We start from the raw sequence: 21,002 nt of genomic DNA on the forward strand, positions 1-21,002 counted from the left end.
GATTGGGCGCGTTCCTCACGTTGCGCCCGGCATGCAAAACAACACGGAGACTATGCAATGAACTGGACAGAGCGGATATTCAAACTCAGCGAGCACAACAGCAATGTGCGCACGGAACTGGTTGCGGGCCTCACCACTTTTCTCACCATGGCCTACATCATGTTCGTCAATCCTTCCATCCTGGGGGATGCGGGCATGCCCAAGGGGTCAGTATTCGTGGCGACCTGCCTGATAGCGGCCCTGGGCTCCACCATCATGGCGCTGTATGCCAACTACCCGATCGCCCTGGCGCCGGGCATGGGGCTCAACGCCTATTTCGCCTATGTGGTGGTGCTCAAGATGGGCTTTACCTGGGAGGCCGCGCTGGGCGCGGTGTTCGTCTCGGGCTGTCTGTTCCTGATCTGTACCCTGTTCGGCCTGCGCGAGCTCATCATCAAGGGCATTCCGCAGTCCATACGCGTGGCCATCACCGTGGGCATTGGCCTGTTCCTGGCGCTGATCGCGCTCAAGACGGCTGGCGTGGTGGCCGCCGACGGCGCGACCTATGTGACGCTGGGCGACCTGCACAAGCCCGAGGTCATCATGGCTTCGCTGGGCTTCTTGCTGATCGTGGTGCTGGACCGCCTCAAAGTGCCGGGCGCGCTGCTGATCGGCATCCTGGCCGTGACCATCGCGTCTTTCTTCTTCGGTGGCAACAAGTTCCAGGGCGTGTTCTCCATGCCGCCTTCCATTGAGCCCACGCTGTTCAAGCTGGACATCAAGGCCGCGCTCACGGGCGGGATTCTCAATGTGGTGCTGGTGTTCTTCCTGGTGGAGCTGTTCGATGCCACGGGCACGCTGATGGGCGTGGCGCGCCGCGCCGGCCTGCTGGTGCCCGAGCGCATGGGGCGTTTCAATCGCTCGCTGCTGGCCGACTCCGGCGCCATCTTCGTGGGCTCCATGCTCGGCACCTCCAGCACCACGGCCTATGTGGAAAGCGCCGCGGGCGTACAGGCCGGCGGTCGCACGGGCCTGACGGCGCTCACCGTGGCCGTGCTGTTCCTGGCCTGCCTGTTCATCGCGCCTCTGGCCGGTGTGGTGCCCGGCTATGCCACGGCTCCGGCGCTGCTGTTCGTGGCCTGCCTGATGCTCAAGGATCTGACCGAGGTGCAGTGGGAGGAGACCACTGAGGCCGTGCCTGCCGTCATCACCGCGCTGATGATGCCTTTCACCTATTCCATCGCCAACGGCCTGGCCTTCGGCTTCATCAGCTATGCGGTGCTCAAGCTGTTCACGGGCAAGGTCAGGGAGGTGCACTGGATCGTGTGGCTGATCGCCGCGGTCTTCCTGTTCAAGTTCATCTACCTCGGCGGGCATTGAGCGCCGGGCGCGGATAAAAAAGGCGGCTTTGGAGCCGCCTTTTTCATGTCCGGCTCTCAGGCCGGGTAGATGGCGCCCAGAATGCGCGGCCCCCGGGCGCCGGTCACGCTGGCCAGATTGCCGGGCAGGCCCAGCAGACAGCGGCGCGCCAGCCAGGCAAAGGCGGCGGCCTCGACCTCCAGCGGCGGCAGGCCGCGCTCCGCGGTGCTGCCGACCTTGAGGCCAGGCAGCAGCGCCGCGAGGCGCTGCATCAGATGGGTGTTGAGCGCCCCGCCGCCGCAGACCAGCAGCTCGTCGCTGTCGCCGCCGAAGCGCTGGACGGCTGCGGCGCAGCTGGCGGCCGTGAATTCGGTCAGCGTGGCCTGTACATCGACGGGGGCTGCCTGCGCCGCATGGCGCTGCAGATGCAGTGCCAGCCAGTCGGCATGGAAGAGGTCGCGGCCCGTGCTCTTGGGAGGCTGCTGGGCCAGATAGGGTTCGGCCAGCATGGCGGCCAGCAGCCCGGGTATGGGTCGGCCGCTGGCCGCCCATTGCCCACCGTCGTCATAGGGCCGGCCCGTGTGCTGCAGGCACCAGCCGTCCATCAGCGCATTGCCGGGGCCGGAGTCGAAACCCAGCACCGAGCCATCGGTTCCCAGCACGCTGAGATTGGCGATGCCGCCGATATTGAGCACCAGCGTGCTGCGGCCGTCCTGGCCGAACTGGCTCTGGTGAAACGCCGGCACCAGCGGCGCACCCTGGCCGCCGGCCGCGACGTCGCGGCTGCGCAGGTCGGCAACCACGGTGATGCCGCAGAGCTCGGCCAGCAGGGCCGGCGCATTGAGCTGCAAGGTATAGCCGGTGCCGTCGAACAGCTGCGGCCTGTGGCGCACGGTCTGGCCGTGGGCACCTATGGCAGCAACCTGATCGGGCCGAACGCGGCCCGCGCTCAGCAGCTGTTGCACGACCTGGGCATAGTGGCGTACCAGGGCGTTGGCGGCCAGCGCCGCACGGTGCAGCTCGTCCTGGCCGCCGGCCGTGTTCAGCGCCAGCAGTTCGGCGCGCAGCCCGGCATCAAAGCCGCAGCTCGCATGCTGCAGGACCTGCGTGCCGCGACTGAAGTCCACCAGCACCCCGTCGACGCCATCCAGCGAAGTGCCCGACATCAGGCCGATATAGAGGGGGCTTTGGACGGCTTGTTCAATGGCATTGGGCATGGCAAATCAGAGAGTGAGCGTGCGGTTTACTATCTTAGCTGTAGCGTGTAGCGCTTGTCTGGTGAGCGCTGCCAACGATTTTTGTGAGGAAATGAAAAAGGGCTGCAACAGCAGCCCTTTGGGGGGAGTCGATGGCCGTATCAGCGTGCGCTGGCCATGGCAAAGGATTCGGAGCCCGCATTGAGCTCGATGCGCATCTGCGCGGCCTGCTTGTCGAAGGCCGGACGGGCAGCCTTGGAGATGGGCCTGACCGCGTCGCTGGACTGGGCGATGGTCAGCGGGTCGCGCTGCTCGCCCTTGACGCGGAACTCGAAGTGCAGGTGCGGACCGGTGGCCCAGCCGGTGGAGCCCACGGCGCCGATGATGTCGCCCTGGTCCACATGCTGGCCCTGCCTGACGTCGATGCGGCTCAGGTGGGCGTAGACCGTGGTGTGCTGGTTGGCGTGCTCGACAAAGATCACATTGCCATAGCCGTTCTGCACCCCGGCGAAGGACACCGTGCCGTCGCCCACGGTGCGCACCTTGGTGCCCGTGGGAGCCGCGAAGTCCGTGCCCAGGTGGGCGCGCCAGGTCTTCTGGATGGGGTGCAGGCGCATGGCAAAGCCGCTGCTGATGCGCGAGAACTCCACGGGGTAGTTCAGGTAGGCCTGCTGCAGGCTCTTGCCGTCCAGCGTGTAGTAAGCGCCCTTCTTGCCTTCCTCCTGGAACCACATGGCCTGATGGGTCTTGCCGTTGTTGTGAAACTCGGTGCTCAGCACGCGGCCGGCGCGCAGGGGCTCGCCGTCGGCTTCCAGCGACTCGTAGACCACGGCGAAGCGGTCGCCCTTGCGCAGGCCGCGGCGGAAGTCCAGCTCGCCCTGGAAGATGTCGGCCATCTGCATGGAGATGCTGTCCGGGATGTCGGAGGCGTCGGTGGCAGCGAAGAAGGAGGAGCGGATCACGCCGCCGGCCAGGCGCGGCGCGGCCGTCAGCTTGCCGGTCTCGATGCGGCTGGCGAGCTTGCCGTCGGCACGCTCCAGCGTCAGGCGGCGGAAGCTTCCGTCCTCATCCGGGGCCCAGCGCACGGTCATCCGCGTGAGCTGGTGGTCGGGCGTGGTTTCGGCCGACACCAGTCGGCCGCTGCGGCCCAGCACATGCTGGCGCACGCTGTCGTCGCTGCGCATGAAGGCTGCGGCCTGCGGGTCGGCAATGCCCAGGCGCTGGAGCAGCGACTCGGGCGTGTCGTTGGCGCGCGTGGTTTCGGAGCGGTAGAGCGAGAACGACTGCAGATCGGTCAGATCCGCGAGCTCGTGGCCCTCGGCCAGCGAGGCCACGGGCTCGGTCAGGGTGCGTACGGGAAGGTCGGCGGGGTCGGGCCCCAGGCTGGCGACGGCGAAAGCGCCGCTGCCGCCGGTCAGCAAAATCGTCGCCAGCGCAGCCGTGGCGCGCCGGGGGTGCTTTTGCAGGGCCGAGATCAACCGCGCGATGAAGGCACCGCCGGCATTTTTCAAGCCATTAATCAAAACGTTGAATCCTTGGGAGCGTGTCCGTGAGAGTAAAAAACCTGCCGGGCCGACACGCGATTTGAGAGCTCAACCGTGCCATAAGTCCACGCAAAGCGGTCCTTATGAGGGAGCAGTCTAAAATTGACCACAGCGACAAACATCCAAGTATATCGACCGCGTCCTACCGCGCCTGCCGAAAAACCCTTATGAATCAATCTGCTGTTACAAGCTATCCCGTGACCGACAGAGTGAACCAAGCGCTGGAAGTCACTCTCCGTGGAGTCGATGAATTGCTGCCCAAGGACGAATGGGTCCAGAAGCTGGCCAAGTCCGAGGCCACGGGTGTGCCGCTGCGCATCAAGCTGGGCCTGGACCCCACGGCGCCCGACATCCACCTGGGCCACACCGTGGTGCTCAACAAGATGCGCCAGCTGCAGGACCTGGGTCACCAGGTGATCTTTCTGATCGGCGACTTCACCACGCTGATCGGCGATCCCTCGGGCCGCAACAGCACGCGCCCGCCGCTGACCGCCGAGCAGATCAAGCTCAATGCCGAGACCTATTACACCCAGGCCGCCAAGGTGCTGGACCCGGCCAGGACCGAGGTGCGCTACAACAGTGAGTGGTGCGACCAGCTGGGCGCGCGCGGCATGATCCAGCTGTCGGCCAAGTACACCGTGGCGCGCATGATGGAGCGCAACGACTTCCACCAGCGCTTCAGCGACGGCAGCTCCATCAGCCTGCACGAATTCCTCTACCCGCTGCTGCAGGGCTATGACTCGGTGGCGCTCAAGGCCGATCTGGAGCTGGGCGGCACGGACCAGAAGTTCAATCTGATGATGGGGCGCCATCTGCAGGCTGAATACGGTCAGGCGCAGCAGTGTGTGCTCACAATGCCGCTGCTGGTGGGCCTGGACGGCGTGCACAAGATGTCCAAGTCCAAGAACAACTACATCGGCATCACCGAGGACGCCAACACCATGTTCGCCAAGGTGCTGTCGATCTCGGACGATCTGATGTGGGACTGGTACACGCTGCAGTCCTTCAAGAGCCTGGCCGAGATCGCCGCGCTCAAGGCCGAGATCGAGGCCGGCGGCAACCCCAAGCACGCCAAGGTGGCGCTGGCCAAGGAAATCACCACCCGCTTCCACAGCGCGGCGCTGGCCGATGCGGCCGAGCAGGATTTCATCAACCGCTCCAAGGGCGGCATTCCCGACGACATCCCCGAAGTGGCCCTGTCGGGGGCGCCCATGGGTATTGGTGCGCTGCTCAAGCAGGCCAATCTCGCGCCTTCGACCAGCGAGGCCAACCGCCTGATCGACGGCGGCGGCGTGCGCATGGACGGTGCCGTGGTCAGCGACCGCGGCCTCAAGCTCGATGCCGGCAGCTTTGTGCTGCAGGTCGGCAAGCGCAAGTTCGCGCGCGTCACCCTGGCCTGAGAACCCGGGTCCGACCCTGGTCCCGATCGGCGGGACTATGGAAACAAGAGCTGCTGGCGCAAGAAATTCATGGGTTTCAGATCAATAACGATCTGAAACGCTTGTTTCTAATGCGCTGGCAGCTCTTTTTTCTGAAGCCAAGCTCCTATGCCGGGGCCTGCATGGCGTCGCGGGTCTGTGCGGCCTGGGCCGATAGCCAGTCGCAGAAGGCCTGGACCTCGGGGCGTTGGCTGCTGCGCGGGCCCCGCAGCAACCAGTAGGCCAGCGGCGAGGCCAGACGATGCCGGGGCAGGACCTCGACCAACTGTCCGGCCGCCAGCGCATCGGCCACCAGCGGCAGGCGGGCGATGGCCAGGCCCTGGCCGGCCAGCGCGGCCTGCACGATCTGGTGGGCGTAATTGAAATACAGCCAGCGCGGCGGCTGCAGCTGGTCGCAGCCGTTGGCGCCAAACCAGCGCTGCCAGCTCAGCCATTCGAGCTGGGGCATGCGGTGCACGTCGCCGGTCTCGATCAGGGTGTAGTGCGCGGCATCGGCGGGCTCGCGCAGCGGCGGGCCGTTTTGCAGCAGCGCCGGGCTGGCGACCACCACCAGCTCCTCGCCGAACAGTTGCTGAGCGCCATTGCTCTGCCCCTCCTGGTCGCGGCTGTAGCGTATGGCCAGGTCCACATCGGTGGTGTCCAGGTCGACCACGGCGTCGCCGGTGTCGATGCGGATGTCGATGTCGGGCCAGGCCTGCTGGAAATCCTGCAGCCGCGGAATCAGCCACATGGCCGCGAAGCTGGCCCAGGTGGTGATGGCCACGCTTTTGCGCCCCACGGTCTGGCGGATCTGGCGCACCGTGGCGTCCACGGCCTCCAGCGCGGGCAGCACGCTGTGCAGCAGCTGGGCGCCCGCGCCCGTCAGCTCCACGGCGCGCGAGTGGCGCAGGAACAGCGGCACGCCCACCTCGTCCTCCAGCGACTGAATCTGGCGGCTGACCGCCGACTGCGTGAGCGCCATCTCGTCGGCGGCGGCGCGGAAGTTCAGATGCTTGGCCACCGCGATGAAGGCGCGCAGATGGCCGGCCCCTATGGGGCGGGTGCGAAGCAGAGGCGTGGAGCGGGTCGTGGCGTGTGGCATGTGACAGACAAGCATACGGGGTTTCGGGCGCCGGCACGCCTTGGCGATGGCTTGCAATTGTTGACGCGGGTCTGGGCCGATAATTGGCCGGTCTCTGATCTTGCGAACGACTATGACTGCACCTCTGGATATCGTCATCATGGCTGCCGGCAAAGGCACCCGCATGAAAAGCCGCCACCCCAAGGTGCTGCAGAAGCTCGCCGGCCGGGCGCTGCTGCAGCATGTGCTGGATACGGCGGCGCGGCTCAAGGCGCGCTCTGCCGTGGTGGTCACCGGGCATGGCGCTGCGGAAGTGGAAGCCGCTCTGGCGGGCACGCAGAGCGCCGAAGCCGGCTACGACCTGAAGTTCGTGCGCCAGGAGCCCCAGCTGGGCACGGGCCATGCGGTGCAGCAGGCCGTACCGGCGCTGCGGGATGACGGCATGGTCGTCGTGCTCTCCGGCGACGTGCCGCTCACCCAGGCCGACACCTTGCAGGCGCTGGTGGATGCCGCGGGCGACAGCAGCCTGGCCCTGCTCACGGTGAGCATGCTCGACCCCACGGGCTATGGCCGCATCGTGCGCAACGAGGCCGGCACCGTGCAACGCATCGTGGAGCAAAAGGACGCCAGCGAGGCCGAGCGTGCGATCACCGAGATCTACAGCGGCATCATGGCCGTGCCGGCCCGGCATCTGACCCGGTGGCTGGCCAGGCTCAACAACCACAATGCCCAGGGCGAGTACTACCTGACCGACATCGTTGCCATGGCCGTGGCCGACGGCGTGCCCGTGCTCGGCCACCGCATTGCCGACGTGCTGCAGGTGGCCGGCGTGAACAGCCCGCTGCAACTGGCGGAGCTGGAGCGTGCCCACCAGCTGCGCCTGGCGCGCCAGCTGATGGAGCAGGGAGTGCGCCTGGCCGATCCCCAGCGCTTCGACGTCCGCGACGACGCACGCGGCACCAAGGCCAGCCTGGTCTGCGGCCAGGATGTGGACATCGACGTGAACTGCATCTTCAACGGCAGGGTGACTATCGGTGCAGGCGCCCGCATCGGCGCCAACTGCCATATCAGCAATGCCGTGATCGCCGAGGATGCGGTGATCCACCCCTTCACCCATATCGACGGCGAAAAGGCCGGCGTGGAGGTGGGGCCGGGCGCTCTGGTCGGTCCGTTCGCCCGCCTGCGCCCCGGCGCCAAGCTGGGCCGCGAGGTGCATATAGGCAACTTCGTGGAAGTGAAGAACTCCCAGCTGGCCGATGGCGCCAAAGCCAACCACCTGGCCTATCTGGGCGATGCCACCGTGGGCGAGCGGGTCAACTACGGCGCGGGCAGCATCACGGCCAACTACGACGGCGTGAACAAGCACCGCACGGTGATCGAGGCCGACGCCCATATCGGCAGCAACTGCGTGCTGGTGGCCCCCGTGACCATCGGCGCGGGTGGCACGGTGGGCGGTGGCTCGACCGTGACCAAGAGCACCGAACCCGGCGTGTTGACGGTGGCGCGCGGCAAGCAGGTCAGCATCGGCAACTGGAAACGGCCTGTCAAAAATACCCCCTGAGCCGCTGCGCGGCTTCCCCCAGGAAGGGGGACGACGCCTTTGCTGCGAGGCGGCTCTTGCTCGGCGTCACTGCCTTGGGCCATGTCAGTTTTAATGTGCACGCCATGAATCACTTTTCTGAGGGAAATCCATTGTCTGCTGGCGAGGAGTTTGCCGAGCCGCAGACGCTGGAGCAGGCGCTGGCGCTGCTGGCCCGGCGCGATGCGCAGCTGGCCGCCCTGCGCAGCGAGCAGCAGGCCTGGGTGCATGCGGTATCGCATGATCTGCGTGCGCCGCTGCGCCATGTGCTGGCATTCAATCCGCTGATCGCGGAGCTGCTGCAGTCGCCCCAACCCGGTGCGCAAGAGCTGGAGGAAGCGCTGGGTTTCCTGCATACCATGGAGCAGTCCGCCCAGCGTATGGCGGCCATGTTCGACGGGCTGCTGCTGCTGGCGCGCGCGGCCCGCCATGCTTTGAGCTGGCAGGCGGTAGACCTGGCTCCCCTGCTGCAGGGCCTGAAGCGGCAGCTGGAGTCCGAGGCGCCCGGCCGCAGCATCGTCTGGCGCCTGCCTGAATCATGTCCGACCGTGCAGGCCGACCCGCAACTGCTGGAACAGGCCTTGAGGGCGGCGCTGTCCAATGCCGTCAAGTTCAGCCGGCGCGTGCCCCAGGCCAGCATTCAGGTCGGCGTGAGCGTGACCGACGAAGGCGGCCTGGCGATTGCGGTGAGCGACAACGGCGTGGGCTTCGACGAGGCGCGCGCCGACCGGCTGTTCGGCATTTTCCAGCGCATGCACCGCGAGTCCGAATTCGAAGGCGTGGGCACGGGGTTGGCGCTGGTGCGCAGCATCTGCCGCCGCCATGGCGGCGAGGCCGACATCCATGCCCAGACCGGCCTGGGATGCGAGCTGCGCCTGAGCTGGCCGCAGCCGCGGTGATCAGCCGTCGGCGCGCTCCAGGTCGGCTGCGGCGTCGGTCTGGACAAGAGTCCGTTCCGGCGGCGAGGGCATGGTCGCCGGGCTGGTGCGCAGGGTGCTGTTCTTGCCGTCCGTGGCATCGATCACCTGGTCGCGCCCCGCGTCCTTGGCGCTGTAGAGCGCGCTGTCCGCGGCCTTGATCCATTCGGCCACCGAGTTGAAGCTGCTGTCGGCGGCGGCCACGCCGATGCTGCCGCTGACGCGCAGTTCGGGATGTTCGCGTATGCGGATCTGGGCCAGCTTGTCGCGAATGCGCAAGGCCACGAAATACGCGTCCTCGGCCTTGGCATGTTTGCACAGCACGGTGAATTCGTCGCCGCCGTAACGGCCGGCAATATCGTGGCTGCGCAGGCATTGGCGGATGGCCAGGCCTATGAGTTTCAGGACCTCGTCTCCGACAATATGCCCGTACATATCGTTGACGCGCTTGAAATGATCGATGTCGATCACCAGCAGGCAGGTGTGCTCCTTGGAGAGGTGATGCTGGCGCAGCGCGGCGCGGGCTTTTTTCCACCAGTAGTCACGGCTGTAGACGGTGGTCAGCGGGTCCACGCGGCCCAGCTGCTTGAGCTGCAGATTCTGCCTGGCCAGGGTCTTGAGCATGCGGCGCGTGGACCAGCTCGCATAGGCGCTGTGCAGGATCACCAACGGCAGCAGGCTGAGCTGCACGCCCAAAGGCGCATCCCACTGCGGCTCGGGCTGTATGCACAAGCTCATCAGCAGCATGCCGCCGAGCAGCGCCCCCAGAGTGGAGAGCCAGCGCCGCCTGAGCCCCGTATAGAAGCGGTCGGCCACGCCTATGGCCAGAATGCAGAGGCTGGGCAGCAGGCTCCAGTGCATCAGCGCAAGCCAGCTGCCCACGATCAGCGCATCCAGCAGGGAGTTCACATACTCGGCATGGAACGGGTCGCGCTGGCGGCCCGAATGCAGAAAAGCAATATGCGGCCAGACCAGGGCGCTGACGGCCGTAAACGCCCACCAGGCCATATTGGCCGGCTGATAGGCCAGGCATGCGGCCACCACCAATCCACCCAGCGCCATATACGAGGCGCGCAAAGGGTAGGTCCGACGGTGAACATCTTGATGCAAGGTCATCCGGGGGAGTTGGATTAGGTCAAGACGGTGAGGATAATGGAAATGTGTAAATTTGTATTTAAATTAGTTAATTTGTGTCAATTTTTAACAGAGACGCAAAACAGGTTTGTCGCATCACGCAAGAGTTGATTTGCCTGTGTGTCAGCGATTACATTGAGTCTCGGGCATGGGGAGCTCGGTGCCGAACTTGGCGCGCTTCACGCTGAAGAAGGCCTTCACGTTCCGGACGTTGGCATCCTGGGTGAACAGCTTCTGGCTCAGGCTCAGATAGGCCGGCATATCGGCGGTGGCCACGATCAGCACGAAGTCCGGACCCGGAGAGACGCGCCAGCATTGCTGCACGCAGGGCTCGGCCACGGCTTTTTGCTCGAACTGAAGCAGGGAGGTGCTGTCCTGCCGGTCCAGAGACACCTCCACGATGGCCTGCAGGCCATGGCCGGTAAGCCTGGCCAGTTGTTCGGGGTTCAGAATGGCGACCTGTTTTTCGATCAGGTTCAGTGACTGCAGCCGCTTGACCCGGCGCAGGCAGGTCGGAGGCGAGAGATGCAGTTTCCGGGCCAAGGCCTGATTGCTGAGGCCGGCATCGTGCTGCAGCTGTCTCAGCAATTGCAGATCGGTGGCATCCAGTTCTATGGAATTTTCATTCATAAAAACAAATTTTATTGAATAAAAATTCAAACTGATGTTTGTATGAAATTTTCAGTCGTAAATAAATATTTATTGATTAGAAATTTCTTTGTGCCGCGCGTAGCATGCGCGGCAAATCAATCCAAAGGTATACATCTATGTGTGGCATTGTCGCGTCGGTCTCCTATCGCAACATCGTTCCGGTTCTGGTCCAAGGCCTGCAGCGTCTTGAGTACCGCGGCTATGACTCCTGCGGCGTGGCCGTGCAGGCCGTGGATGCCGATGGCCTGAGCCAGGGGCTGCAGCGTGCGCGCTCCACGGCCCGCGTGGCCGAACTCATGGAGCAGGTGCGGACCGAGCATGTGCACGGCCTCACGGGCATCGCCCACACCCGCTGGGCCACCCATGGCGAGCCCGCTGTGCGCAATGCTCATCCCCATTTCAGCCATGGTCCCGGCATCTCGCCCGTGGCGGATGCCGACGCGCCGGCGCGCGTGGCCCTGGTGCACAACGGCATCATCGAGAACTACGAAGCGCTGCGTGCCGAACTCCAGGCCAAGGGCTATGTGTTTGCCAGCCAGACCGATACCGAAGTCATCGCGCATCTGGTGGACAGCCTCTACGGCGGCGACCTGTTCGAGGCCGTTCAGGCGGCCACGGCCCGCCTGCATGGCGCGTTTGCCATCGGCGTGATGCACAAGGACGAGCCGCATCGCGTGGTGGGTGCGCGTGCCGGCTCCCCGCTGATCCTGGGCGTGGGCAAGGAAGGCGGCGAGAACTTCCTCGCCAGCGACGCCATGGCCCTGGCCGGCGTCACCGATCAGATCGTCTACCTGGAAGAGGGCGATCTGGTGGATCTGCAGCCCGGCCGCTACTGGATCGTGAGCCGCAGCGGCGAGCGCCTCGATGAAAAGCGTCGCCCCGTGAAGACCGTGCTCGCGCACAGCGGCGCGGCCGAGCTGGGCCCGTACCGCCACTATATGCAGAAGGAAATCTTCGAGCAGCCGCGCGCCATCGGCGACACGCTCGAAGGTCTGCAGAACATCGTTCCCGAGCTGTTTGACGGCGTGACCCCCGAGGGCAAGACCGGCACCGCCGCCTGGCGCGTGTTCAAGGAAATCGACCGCGTGCTGATCCTGGCCTGTGGCACCAGCTATTACAGCGGCTGCGCGGCCAAGTACTGGATCGAGGGACTGGCCGGCATTCCCTGCAATGTGGAGGTGGCCAGCGAATACCGCTACCGCACCAGCGTGCCGGACCCCAGGACCCTGGTCGTCACCATCAGCCAGTCGGGCGAAACGGCCGACACCCTGGCGGCGCTGCGCCATGCGCAAAGCCTGGGCATGCAGCACACGCTGACCATCTGCAATGTGGCGACCAGCGCCATGGTGCGCGAGTGCGCGCTGGCCTATATCACGCGTGCCGGTGTCGAAATCGGCGTGGCCTCGACCAAGGCCTTCACTACCCAGCTGGCCGGCCTGTTCCTGCTGACCCTGGCTTTGGCCCAGTCCAAGGGGCGTCTGACCGAGGAGAAGGAGCAGCAGTACCTGACCGCCATGCGCCATCTGCCGGTGGCCCTGCAGTCCGTGCTGGCGCTGGAGCCGCAGATCATCAGCTGGGCCGAGGATTTCGCGAAGAAGGAAAACGCGCTGTTCCTGGGCCGTGGCATCCACTATCCGATCGCGCTCGAAGGTGCGCTCAAGCTCAAGGAAATCAGCTACATCCATGCCGAGGCCTATCCGGCCGGCGAGCTCAAGCATGGCCCCCTGGCCCTGGTCGACAGCGCCATGCCCGTGGTCACGGTGGCGCCCAATGACGAGCTGCTGGAAAAGCTCAAGAGCAATATGCAGGAAGTGCGTGCGCGCGGCGGCGTGCTCTATGTGCTGGCCGATGCCAAGACGAATATCGACAGCAGCGAAGGCATGCACGTGATCCGCATGCCCGAGAACTACGGCGCGCTGAGCCCCATTTTGCATGTGGTGCCGCTACAGCTGCTGGCCTACCACACGGCCGTGGCGCGCGGCACGGACGTGGACAAGCCGCGCAACCTGGCGAAATCGGTGACGGTCGAGTAAGCACGCCAAAAAGCGCTCCTTGATTGATCGTAAAAATAAACCCTGTAACGTGAAAATTAACTCTGTAAATTTCACGGGGCTCGGCGCTCGGGGAGGACTTGCTCTGTCCTTCCCGCCACTGGCGCAGCATGTTTGGCGCGTCTCAATATGTGATCAATCGGTGTTTGCTGATCGTTGCCGTTTTCTGGCTTCGGCTGAGCAGGCTTGACCCAGGAACGCCATGCAGCGTGGCCTAGTTGGAGTTGCTTTGAGTAGCAGTTCGTCGACCGGCGTTCAAGACATGAATTCAGTCCGAGTTGAACCGATGCCTGGTGAGCTTGCGATTGCGCATGCAGGTCGGATGGCCTTATTCCTTGGGCTCAATAGTTCGCAGAGATTCGACCAATGGCTGAAAGATCAAGGCGGCGTGCTGCCAATGGACGGGCCGCGGTTGACTCAATTGGCTGCAGTCGTTGGCATGTCGCCCGTTGATTACGCACGGCAGCACAGCATGATGGGTGTACTTCGCGTTGGGGCGCGTCCAGCAGACATGGCTTTTTATGGGGCACAGGAGGGCGTTAATTTCACAAAGCGCTTGGGCATGCTGACGCAGAAAGCGAGTGCATTCCTTTGTCCTCATTGTGTTGAAGATGACCTCAAGGGTTCAAATTTCAGTTGGTTTCGGCGAACCCACCATCTTCAGGGGGTCGATTGCTGTCCGAGCCATCGAACACCGTTGATCAAGGTGAAAGGCTCCGATCCATGGGCACTGCTTCCGCAGCACTGGATAGAGCAGGGTGACGTCGAGGTACTGAAGTTGGGCGCTGGTGATCTTGAGTTGAATGGTTTTGTGAACCGTCTCATGGAGATCGCTTGTGCTTTGCTGGAACGGAACCGCCCTATTGCTGTAGGGCATCTGGCCAGGCGGCTAGGCGATCGAGCGCGGGAGCTTGGCTTGCGTACCAGTCAAGATGGTGTCAAATCCAACCTGAGTGATCTTGTCTTAAGCAGGGCTCCGGATGAATGGCTGATGCGCCACTGGCCTGAGTTGTTGAATAAAAAGATAGGTGCATATTTCTCTGGCCTAGACAGTACGTTGATTTCGCGTACGGTGCCCTCGACCGGGTTTGCATATGCCACTGCAATGGCTGCACTCTGGGACTCGCCCTCACAAGTGCATCAGGTGCTGAAGCAGATTGATGTGGGAGAGGCAAATTCGCCTGAAAGGCCTGCTAAACGCCGCAATGCTAAAGATCCAACCTTTTGGTTTGGTGGGTTCTGGAAGGAATACCTGGAGTTGCAGGGCAGGGTCAGAGCAATTGCCCCTAAGCTGGGACTACACCCGACGCACTTGCGCGAAAAATTCAATCAATTGGGCTTGCCGTCACTGCACGATGTCGCATTCGCGCCTCGTTGGCGTGCCTTTCTCAGTTTTGAGGCCGGAATGTCGCTGTCTGATGCATGCGTGGCCGAAGGAGTGAGCGAGGCCGAGGTGTTAGAGCTCATTAGGCTTTCTTGTGCTCGCGTGGCCAATGCCGCCAGACATGTTCAGAAATCGCGAGCTACCGAGTTGACTGCATATTCTGATTGACCTGACCACCTGTGCTGGCCATCGCTGACCAGTCCGCCGGTCGTGACCGGCTGCGTCTGGCCAATTCGTGACTGTCGCTGCTAGCCCTTGCTACCGTTTGAGTTTCAGTGGTCAGTGCCTTCTATGCAGCGGTTGCAGTTATCCGCCCTTTCTCAACGAACGCTTACTATCGGCCACAAGCAGTCATCCAGAAGGAAACAACGATCGACCGCAGAGTGCGCTCATAGGGGCAACCTATCGAATCGACTTTGTTCTGGACAGTTCGGCAGCCAACGCCTTGGCCCAGGAGAGCCCATCGTCGGACAGTCGGACAGGCTCCCCATAACCGGGAGAATTGGAGATCAGTCCATGGACGGCAAGGCTTCCAAGCGAGTACGCGACAGCCGTCTATGCCGCGCTACGGGAAGTCAAAGCCCGAAGAGCAGGGGCTGAACTGGCCAATCGCCATATTGAGATGAGTGATCCAGATAAGAATATCCACCAGATTTTTGCTGAAGCCTTCAAGGACTATGGTCCGCCCTTCGATCAAACGCCCTTCTTCGAAGTGGAGTCCGCCGGCTTGCAGGAAATCCGCGCGCTGCTACGACACGCGTTGTCTCATCAATGGCGAGCCTATGGCGAGCGCGGGTTGATCCATCTCGACTTCATCCACAGCCAGAGCTTCAATGCACTAGCCACGAGAAGGGGGGACCACGAACTGATCGCGATCTTCTCCGGAGCGCTGCGAGCGATCTACCAGTTCTGGTTCTTCTTCATGTGCGACCCACTGGCGATGCCGCATATCGGAGACCCGACCAAGGAGTCGACTGATACGGCGATCGCTGCGGCAATCCGCGGTGGCGGTCTCCACCCAACAGCTCTTCAGCATCCTCTCGACGAGACCAGATACCTTGCCGCGCAAAACCTGGCGCTCGCCACGTGCTTCGTGCTGGCGAACCACGAGGTCGGACATATTGCAAGCTGTCATCCACACTACCTCCAAGCCATCAGCCCTCGGCGCGGCGTATATGAGGAGTTGCCTGCCGTGCCCAGGTCGAGTCGGGCGCAGAAGCTCAGGCAAGCGATGGAGTTAGAGGCGGACGAGTACGCTGGAGGAGTCTCTTTCCAATGCCTGCACCTCATCAAGGGGATGCTCCATGGCGTGGGAAATCTGGACATGGGATACGTCTGGTCGGCAGCATCTACAGCCCTCTTCCTGATGATCCACAAACAATCCGGTCGAGGAATCGAGGAAGCCAGCGCGAACCATCCAGCCCCTGTTGATCGATGGCTCTTGTCGCTCGAGATGCTCCTGAGAAGTGAGCGCTGTAAGGCGTTCAATCCCGACACCGCCCAGATCTCCGCTGGCTTTCAGCAGGTCGAGGCGTTCTGGCATCGACACGCTCTCCTGGGCGAGGGGCAAGCATCGGCGGGGGCCGCAGGCGTTAGGGAAGCTTCGAGCTCCGGTACGGAGAGCATCTTGATGAACAGCAGCATGTCGGAGGCCGCCGCACGAATCAACGTGACTTTGAAAGGGCTACGGAAGATCGGTCCCACTTTGAACGCCATCGGTGCGCACCGCGTACAGGCGGCTGCCCGTTACCGCAATGACCATCGCGCCGCTGCGCATGAGGCACTCGCGCAACAACTGAAAAACGGAGCAGTTCGTCGAGAGCCAGCGCCCGCGCAGATGGCCAGCGACTTGGCTGCCGCCGACCCGACGATGCGGGTTGCAGGCGGCTCGTGACAGTGAAGCTGCAGCGGTGGCATCCATTGACCGATCCAAACCAAGTCAATGCCTCACCATCGCTGGCGGGGTCGGGCGGTCGAAAACTAAGCTCACCTCACGAGCGGATTTCAAGTGCCATTCTTTAGTTTGATGATGCCTTTGCACTATCGATCAAGGAGTTTTCCTAAGCGTTCGAGACTGTGGCAACATGGTCCCAGAAATAACACTGCGGCCGGGGGTGCTCCAGGTCGCGACATCAATACCAGGGAGATCAACATGCCCATCGTGTTCGTCCACGGCGTCAACAATCGAGACGGCGACGCTTACCGGGAAAACGAGAAGGCGCGGGATGGATTCCTACGCGAGTACGTGGCACCGGCGCTCGGGTTGAGTGCCGACAAGCTCACGGTCACCAGCCCGTACTGGGGCGAGTTCGGCGCCAAGTTCGCCTGGAACATGGCGGTGCTCCCGGACTCGTCCACGAAGGTCGCGTCTTTCGGGGCAGACCAGGAAGCCCAGGCTCGTGCCCGGGTGGCCGGCCTGCTCGCTGAATCAAATCAGAGCGGGGATCTCGTCGCGCTGGCCAAGACGGATCTATTGGCGGCAGTGGATCTGCTTTATGCCTCGGCGATGGCGGGCGCCAAATCGGAGGACGAGGCGCGGTATCTGGCAAAGTCGTACGACCTCGCCAGTGCGTATGTCGAGGCCAACCCTCAGCCGGACTGGCTCGCTGCCGCGGGCCCGAAGAACTTTGCCGACCTACTCGTGAGCAAGTCCAAGGCTTCCGAGGTCCAGAGCTTCGGCCCCCTGAGCAAGATCCTCGACTCGATCAAGGAAGGCGCATCCCGTCTGGTCAACGCAGCGCCGGACGTCACGACCGGGCTCGCTGGCCTGCTCCTGCGCAAGAAGCTCAACAACGCCGTCACCCGTTTCGCTGGCGACGCGTTCGTCTACTTGAACGGCCGCGGCACGGCCGACGCTCCCGGCCCCATCGTCACGACTGTCCTGAAGGCGCTGCAGGACGCTCAGGCCAAGCGCACCGAGGACGACAAGCTCATCGTCGTGGCGCACAGCTTCGGCGGCGAGATCGTCTATGACATCCTGACATACTTCGACCCGACCCTGAGCATTGACTGCCTGATCACGGTGGGCTCCCAGGTTGGTCTGTTCGAAGAGATGAAACTCTATAAGGTTAGCGATCCCAAGATCCCGGTCGACCCGAAGAAGGACCACGTCGCTCGCCCCAAGGGGATCAAGCGCTGGCTCAACGTGTTCGACACCAATGACGTGCTGAGCTACCAGCTCAAGCCCGTCGTCGACGCCGTGACCGACTTCAGCTACGACACCGGCTACAGCACATTGGGCGCGCATGGCGGCTACTTCGATCGCCCGAGCTTCTACAAGCGCATGGCTGCGCGTCTGAAGGCGGCCGACCCCGAGGTCGGAGCTGGCGCCCAGTGACGGTCCTGCTGAACACCACAATAGCCGGCCAGGCGGGCACGCACGTGCTGGCCATTGGTGTCGGGAAGTACCCCCATCTGCTAAACGGAACGGCCAAGCTCGCCACAGACCCGATGGGGCTTGAGCAGCTAGAGTCCCCGCCGGTCTCGGCCAAAGCGCTGATCGACTGGTTTCTTTCGCCGGTTGCCGGCGCTGGGGTGTTCGAGAACCCGGACGCGCCACTGGCCTCGATCGAAGGCCTCGCGTCCGCCGAGCAGCCTGTGGTCATCGCCACGCCGGGTGGCCCAATCGCGCTCGCCGAGGCGACGCAGGACGCCATCCAACAGGCCTTCGAGGACTGGCTGGATCGCCTTAAGAGCCACCCCGACAACGTCGGCATCTTCTATTTCTGCGGCCACGGCGTGATGGTCTCCGACCATTACCTGCTCTCGCAGGAGTTTGGCCACTCCGCGCAGCCCTGGACGAAGGCCTTCAACGTCTCGCTGACGGTCCGCGCCGTTGAACGGGAGATCCAAGGGTCGGTCTTCTTCTTCATCGACGCCTGCCGCAACATCCCGCGCGCCCTGGCCATGACCCTGGGAGCGCAGCCACCACCGCTGCTGCCGGCAGACCTCGGGGCGGACGTATCGCGCAAGCATGTCACCGTGATCCATGCGACCGGCGAAGGCCAACTCGCCTTCGCGCCGCTGGGGCCTACGGTGTCCAGGTTCACGTCTGCCCTCATCTGCGCGTTGTCGGGCTATTGCGGCACCAAGGACCCGGGCCAGCAGACCTGGACGGTCGACGGCGACAACCTGTCGGTAGCGGTGCGCACCCTGCTCGCGCAGAACGAGCCAGACCACGCCGATGCCGGCAACAACAAGCAGGTTTCCGAGCAACTGATCACCGGCCCGGTAGTGCCCCTCATGCGGCGAGCGTTCGCCCCCAAAGTGAAAGTTCGGTTGGATCTCGCACCGAGCCAGCGACGGGCGCTGTACGAGATGTACCTAGAGTCATCCAAGGGCAACAACCGGGTCGCGCAGACGCTGCTGGATCAGGTCTTCAAGGTGGAGCTCCCTCGCGGCATCTACGAGGTCGGCGCGCTGGATCCTGCCGGCATCCTGCCCCACCTCCTGCACGTCGACGAGGAGTTGGCGCCCCCGATGTACCTGTTCACGATGAAGTCGCAGCCATGAAGCGCATCTCCGTCATCCTGAACTACCCGACTGATGATCACCTACTCGATCAACACGAGGACCCGGGCGCAGCGCTGCCGGTGAAAGTGCTGGACGCCGAAGGTGCCGTGCTGGCCGTCGCCTCGACACGGGTTCGTAATCCGGTCAGGTTGGGCGTCTCCGACGAGGTGGAACTAGCCTTCGTGCGCCTGACTTGGCCGTCTGGGCGTACAGTGACGCAACGCGTAGACATGAGCGTACCCTCGGATTCGGTCTCGGGCGACTACCTCGTGGTCTTTGAGCCTGCGTATGCACCGGCCAATGAATGGTCAGCCTGGGCCATCCCCAAGCTCAACCCACGCAGTCGTCTTGCCAGTCCGCAAGCGGACCTGGATCTCGGCATGGACGAGTTCTCGAGGGTATGGCTGCGACTGTGGAGGTTCCAGAATGGCGAGTGGAGCCGGGTGCCCGTGGAACCTGTTGATGCACACCGCAGTCGCTCGGCCTGGCAGATGGACCTGCAGCTGGATGCGTCGAATTGGCTGATGCAGATCGGGGGCTCCAAGGTCACTTGGCGCTTTGTCGCCCTGCCCGGGAACGGACGCGCGCGCGTGCTGATCACGCCCAAGGATTCGAGCGACCCGCGCGCGGATGAACTCAAGGTCGTCGTGACCGGCTTCCGCTCCGGGGCGGAGACGCTGCTCGAGTTCCTATCGCGTGACGCGATCCGGTCGATGAACGCCGTCGCCGATCCGGTGAACGTCGCGCGGGAACTTCTCCGCGCCAAGTTCGATGATCCGGTCGGCGCAGTGGCCGCCGCCTACTTCCTGCTGCGGGTCAATGCGGCGGACCAGGTCCCCCTGGCTTGGTTCGAGAACCTGTCGCGCTCCTTCCGCTGGCTGCCCGATACCGCCATCGTGCACTGCGCCCGGCTATTGCGCGATGGCAGCCGCAAGCACACGGAGGAGTTCAACCCGCTCAAGCTCCTGCGAGAGAGCCTGTCCAACGGCTGGCCGGTCTTTACTGAGGGGGTCAACCTGCTGCAGGAAGCGGCCTCTCTACTCGGCAACTCGCTTCTCGAGGCTGATCCTGTGGCCTTTCATAAGGTCGAGGCGCTCGGTGCAGGCAAAGGCTGGGCGGGCGCGATTACCAGCTTCTACGGACGGCATCCCGGTGAGCCCGACGTGCTTCGATGGGGCGGCATGCCCCGGGCGCCGCGACGCCGGCAAATCATCCCGCAGTTGGTCAAGTCCCGGTTGCCACAGGACGCAATACTGGGCTTCTCGACAGAGTTGCCCCAGCCGTTGCAGCGGCTTCAGATCGAGCGCGGTCGGACCTTACCTGCATTTCCGACGGTTGAGATCCCATCCGCTCAGCCCCCAGCCCTCCAGATCCCATCCAGCCGAACGCCTGCCGTTGAATTCCCGTCTGCTGGCGAGTTTGCTGGGCTCCCTGTCGCCACGGGCAAGCCCCGGCGAGTGAAGCGTGAGTCAGACGATGGCGAGTTCCTGCTCGGGAGCGTTGCCAGTTAGTCAGGTGCGTCGCGCCCCGTCAGCGAAATGGATAGAACTGCGCCAGCCCGCTGTGGGTGGCGTGAGGTTCCTGCCGGTCTCTCTCTAGTCGTTCGACGGCACGTTGCGCCGTGAGCAGGTTGCGCAGCGGTGACGACGGGCTGGTTCCCAGTCCCAGAGCGCGCCAGGCCGAGAGCGCCACGGCGTTGAGCGCTTCTTCGCCATCTCCAAGAACCAGTCCAGCCTCCGGGTGCTGCCCGATCAGTCCCGCCATACAGTCATTGGCAACCGCGGCAAAACGGACCAGCGGCTCGGGGTGACCTGAGCGACCAGCAGGAAGACCACCAAAATCGCACCCAGCATGGCGTGCACGCGACTCACCGACCCCGTGTCGGCATCCGCGTCGTACACGCCTTCGCCGCCTCGAGGGCGACCATGTCCTGCAGCAACATGTTGGCTGCCAACTGGTCAACCGATGCGGTAGTCGCCGAGATAGAACACCATCCATACTTCACGTCCGCAATGAAGAGATAAGACTATATGCACATACCGGAAATCAGTGTTGAGAACTCATGGCCACCTCTCCCAACACAGCATCGGTACAGCCCGTTCTTCGACTTTCTTGCAGACGCGCTCTTCCAACACCGGCATGCTGTGGCAGCGTCGGATCGGCACTCAATGAACAGGTTTGCAAGAGCTGCGGTGAT

At 63.6% G+C, this 21,002-nt stretch carries 16 protein-coding genes; 10 read left to right on the forward strand and 6 right to left on the reverse strand.

Annotation, left to right across the window (positions count from 1 at the left end):
* Positions 1-57: 57 nt before the first annotated feature.
* The gene (locus AB6724_RS16950; RefSeq protein ID WP_369339704.1) at positions 58-1,359 is read left to right on the forward strand and encodes an NCS2 family permease; all 1,302 of its coding nucleotides are present in this window, start codon (positions 58-60) and stop codon (positions 1,357-1,359) included.
* Positions 1,360-1,415: 56 nt separating this feature from the next.
* Here AB6724_RS16950 and AB6724_RS16955 read toward each other — a convergent pair whose 3' ends face one another.
* The gene (locus AB6724_RS16955) at positions 1,416-2,555 is read right to left on the reverse strand and encodes an anhydro-N-acetylmuramic acid kinase (RefSeq protein WP_369339705.1); all 1,140 of its coding nucleotides are present in this window, start codon (positions 2,553-2,555) and stop codon (positions 1,416-1,418) included.
* Between the two features lie 140 nt (positions 2,556-2,695).
* A complete protein-coding gene (locus AB6724_RS16960; RefSeq protein WP_369339730.1) occupies positions 2,696-4,054 on the reverse strand; it encodes a M23 family metallopeptidase in 1,359 nt (452 codons plus the stop codon).
* Between the two features lie 191 nt (positions 4,055-4,245).
* On the opposite strand from AB6724_RS16960, the gene tyrS reads away from it, so the two are divergent.
* The gene (gene tyrS / locus AB6724_RS16965) at positions 4,246-5,478 is read left to right on the forward strand and encodes a tyrosine--tRNA ligase (protein ID WP_369339706.1); all 1,233 of its coding nucleotides are present in this window, start codon (positions 4,246-4,248) and stop codon (positions 5,476-5,478) included.
* Between the two features lie 145 nt (positions 5,479-5,623).
* Here the strand turns inward: tyrS and AB6724_RS16970 are convergent, their stop codons facing one another.
* Entirely contained in the window at positions 5,624-6,598 is a 975-nt protein-coding gene (locus AB6724_RS16970; protein WP_369339707.1) for a LysR substrate-binding domain-containing protein, read from the reverse strand.
* Between the two features lie 112 nt (positions 6,599-6,710).
* Here AB6724_RS16970 and glmU point away from each other — a divergent pair, with 112 nt between their 5' ends.
* Together glmU and AB6724_RS16980 are read left to right on the forward strand one after the other, a co-directional pair.
* Entirely contained in the window at positions 6,711-8,138 is a 1,428-nt protein-coding gene (gene glmU, locus AB6724_RS16975) for a bifunctional UDP-N-acetylglucosamine diphosphorylase/glucosamine-1-phosphate N-acetyltransferase GlmU (RefSeq protein ID WP_369339708.1), read from the forward strand.
* 131 nt (positions 8,139-8,269) lie between these two features.
* Positions 8,270-9,055 (forward strand): sensor histidine kinase, encoded by a 786-nt coding sequence (locus AB6724_RS16980; RefSeq protein ID WP_369339709.1) that lies wholly within the window; start codon positions 8,270-8,272, stop codon positions 9,053-9,055.
* Here the strand turns inward: AB6724_RS16980 and AB6724_RS16985 are convergent, their stop codons facing one another.
* Positions 9,056-10,189: a sensor domain-containing diguanylate cyclase gene (locus tag AB6724_RS16985; RefSeq protein ID WP_369339710.1), complete on the reverse strand. Its 1,134-nt coding sequence runs from the start codon at positions 10,187-10,189 to the stop codon at positions 9,056-9,058.
* Between the two features lie 141 nt (positions 10,190-10,330).
* Positions 10,331-10,837, reverse strand: a complete 507-nt coding sequence (locus tag AB6724_RS16990; RefSeq protein WP_369339711.1) for an Lrp/AsnC family transcriptional regulator — start codon at positions 10,835-10,837, stop codon at positions 10,331-10,333.
* 137 nt (positions 10,838-10,974) lie between these two features.
* On the opposite strand from AB6724_RS16990, the gene glmS reads away from it, so the two are divergent.
* The 6 genes from glmS (at position 10,975) to AB6724_RS17020 (ending at position 20,316) form a co-directional block, all read left to right on the forward strand.
* Positions 10,975-12,891, forward strand: coding sequence for a glutamine--fructose-6-phosphate transaminase (isomerizing) (glmS, locus tag AB6724_RS16995; RefSeq protein ID WP_369339712.1), 1,917 nt, complete (start codon positions 10,975-10,977; stop codon positions 12,889-12,891).
* Between the two features lie 280 nt (positions 12,892-13,171).
* Complete coding sequence (locus AB6724_RS17000) at positions 13,172-14,461, forward strand: TniQ family protein (RefSeq protein ID WP_369339731.1); 1,290 nt, start codon at positions 13,172-13,174, stop codon at positions 14,459-14,461.
* Between the two features lie 454 nt (positions 14,462-14,915).
* Positions 14,916-16,187: a hypothetical protein gene (locus AB6724_RS17005; RefSeq protein ID WP_369339713.1), complete on the forward strand. Its 1,272-nt coding sequence runs from the start codon at positions 14,916-14,918 to the stop codon at positions 16,185-16,187.
* Between the two features lie 258 nt (positions 16,188-16,445).
* Positions 16,446-17,630 (forward strand): hypothetical protein, encoded by a 1,185-nt coding sequence (locus AB6724_RS17010; protein ID WP_369339714.1) that lies wholly within the window; start codon positions 16,446-16,448, stop codon positions 17,628-17,630.
* Positions 17,627-18,805, forward strand: coding sequence for a caspase family protein (locus AB6724_RS17015; protein ID WP_369339715.1), 1,179 nt, complete (start codon positions 17,627-17,629; stop codon positions 18,803-18,805). Before AB6724_RS17010 ends, AB6724_RS17015 begins: the two co-directional genes overlap by 4 nt.
* Positions 18,802-20,316: a hypothetical protein gene (locus AB6724_RS17020; protein WP_369339716.1), complete on the forward strand. Its 1,515-nt coding sequence runs from the start codon at positions 18,802-18,804 to the stop codon at positions 20,314-20,316. Before AB6724_RS17015 ends, AB6724_RS17020 begins: the two co-directional genes overlap by 4 nt.
* 19 nt (positions 20,317-20,335) lie before the next feature.
* Here AB6724_RS17020 and AB6724_RS17025 read toward each other — a convergent pair whose 3' ends face one another.
* Positions 20,336-20,569, reverse strand: coding sequence for a hypothetical protein (locus tag AB6724_RS17025; RefSeq protein ID WP_369339717.1), 234 nt, complete (start codon positions 20,567-20,569; stop codon positions 20,336-20,338).
* Between the last annotated feature and the right edge of the window lie 433 nt (positions 20,570-21,002).

The organism is Comamonas guangdongensis (assembly GCF_041079535.1).
In the GTDB taxonomy this organism is placed as follows: Bacteria; Pseudomonadota; Gammaproteobacteria; order Burkholderiales; family Burkholderiaceae_C; genus Comamonas; species Comamonas guangdongensis.

Excerpts from the sequence above, each read along its gene's own strand:
- AB6724_RS17005 (WP_369339713.1), top strand. The coding sequence starts at position 14,916 with ATGAGTGATCCAGATAAGAATATCCACCAGATTTTTGCTGAAGCCTTC.
- AB6724_RS17025 (WP_369339717.1), bottom strand. The coding sequence starts at position 20,569 with ATGGCGGGACTGATCGGGCAGCACCCGGAGGCTGGACTGGTTCTTGGA.
- AB6724_RS16990 (WP_369339711.1), bottom strand. The coding sequence starts at position 10,837 with ATGAATGAAAATTCCATAGAACTGGATGCCACCGATCTGCAATTGCTG.
- AB6724_RS16950 (WP_369339704.1), top strand. The coding sequence starts at position 58 with ATGAACTGGACAGAGCGGATATTCAAACTCAGCGAGCACAACAGCAAT.
- AB6724_RS17010 (WP_369339714.1), top strand. The coding sequence starts at position 16,446 with ATGCCCATCGTGTTCGTCCACGGCGTCAACAATCGAGACGGCGACGCT.
- tyrS (WP_369339706.1), top strand. The coding sequence starts at position 4,246 with ATGAATCAATCTGCTGTTACAAGCTATCCCGTGACCGACAGAGTGAAC.
- AB6724_RS16955 (WP_369339705.1), bottom strand. The coding sequence starts at position 2,555 with ATGCCCAATGCCATTGAACAAGCCGTCCAAAGCCCCCTCTATATCGGC.
- AB6724_RS16970 (WP_369339707.1), bottom strand. The coding sequence starts at position 6,598 with ATGCCACACGCCACGACCCGCTCCACGCCTCTGCTTCGCACCCGCCCC.
- AB6724_RS16985 (WP_369339710.1), bottom strand. The coding sequence starts at position 10,189 with ATGACCTTGCATCAAGATGTTCACCGTCGGACCTACCCTTTGCGCGCC.
- AB6724_RS17020 (WP_369339716.1), top strand. The coding sequence starts at position 18,802 with ATGAAGCGCATCTCCGTCATCCTGAACTACCCGACTGATGATCACCTA.
- AB6724_RS17000 (WP_369339731.1), top strand. The coding sequence starts at position 13,172 with ATGAATTCAGTCCGAGTTGAACCGATGCCTGGTGAGCTTGCGATTGCG.
- glmU (WP_369339708.1), top strand. The coding sequence starts at position 6,711 with ATGACTGCACCTCTGGATATCGTCATCATGGCTGCCGGCAAAGGCACC.
- glmS (WP_369339712.1), top strand. The coding sequence starts at position 10,975 with ATGTGTGGCATTGTCGCGTCGGTCTCCTATCGCAACATCGTTCCGGTT.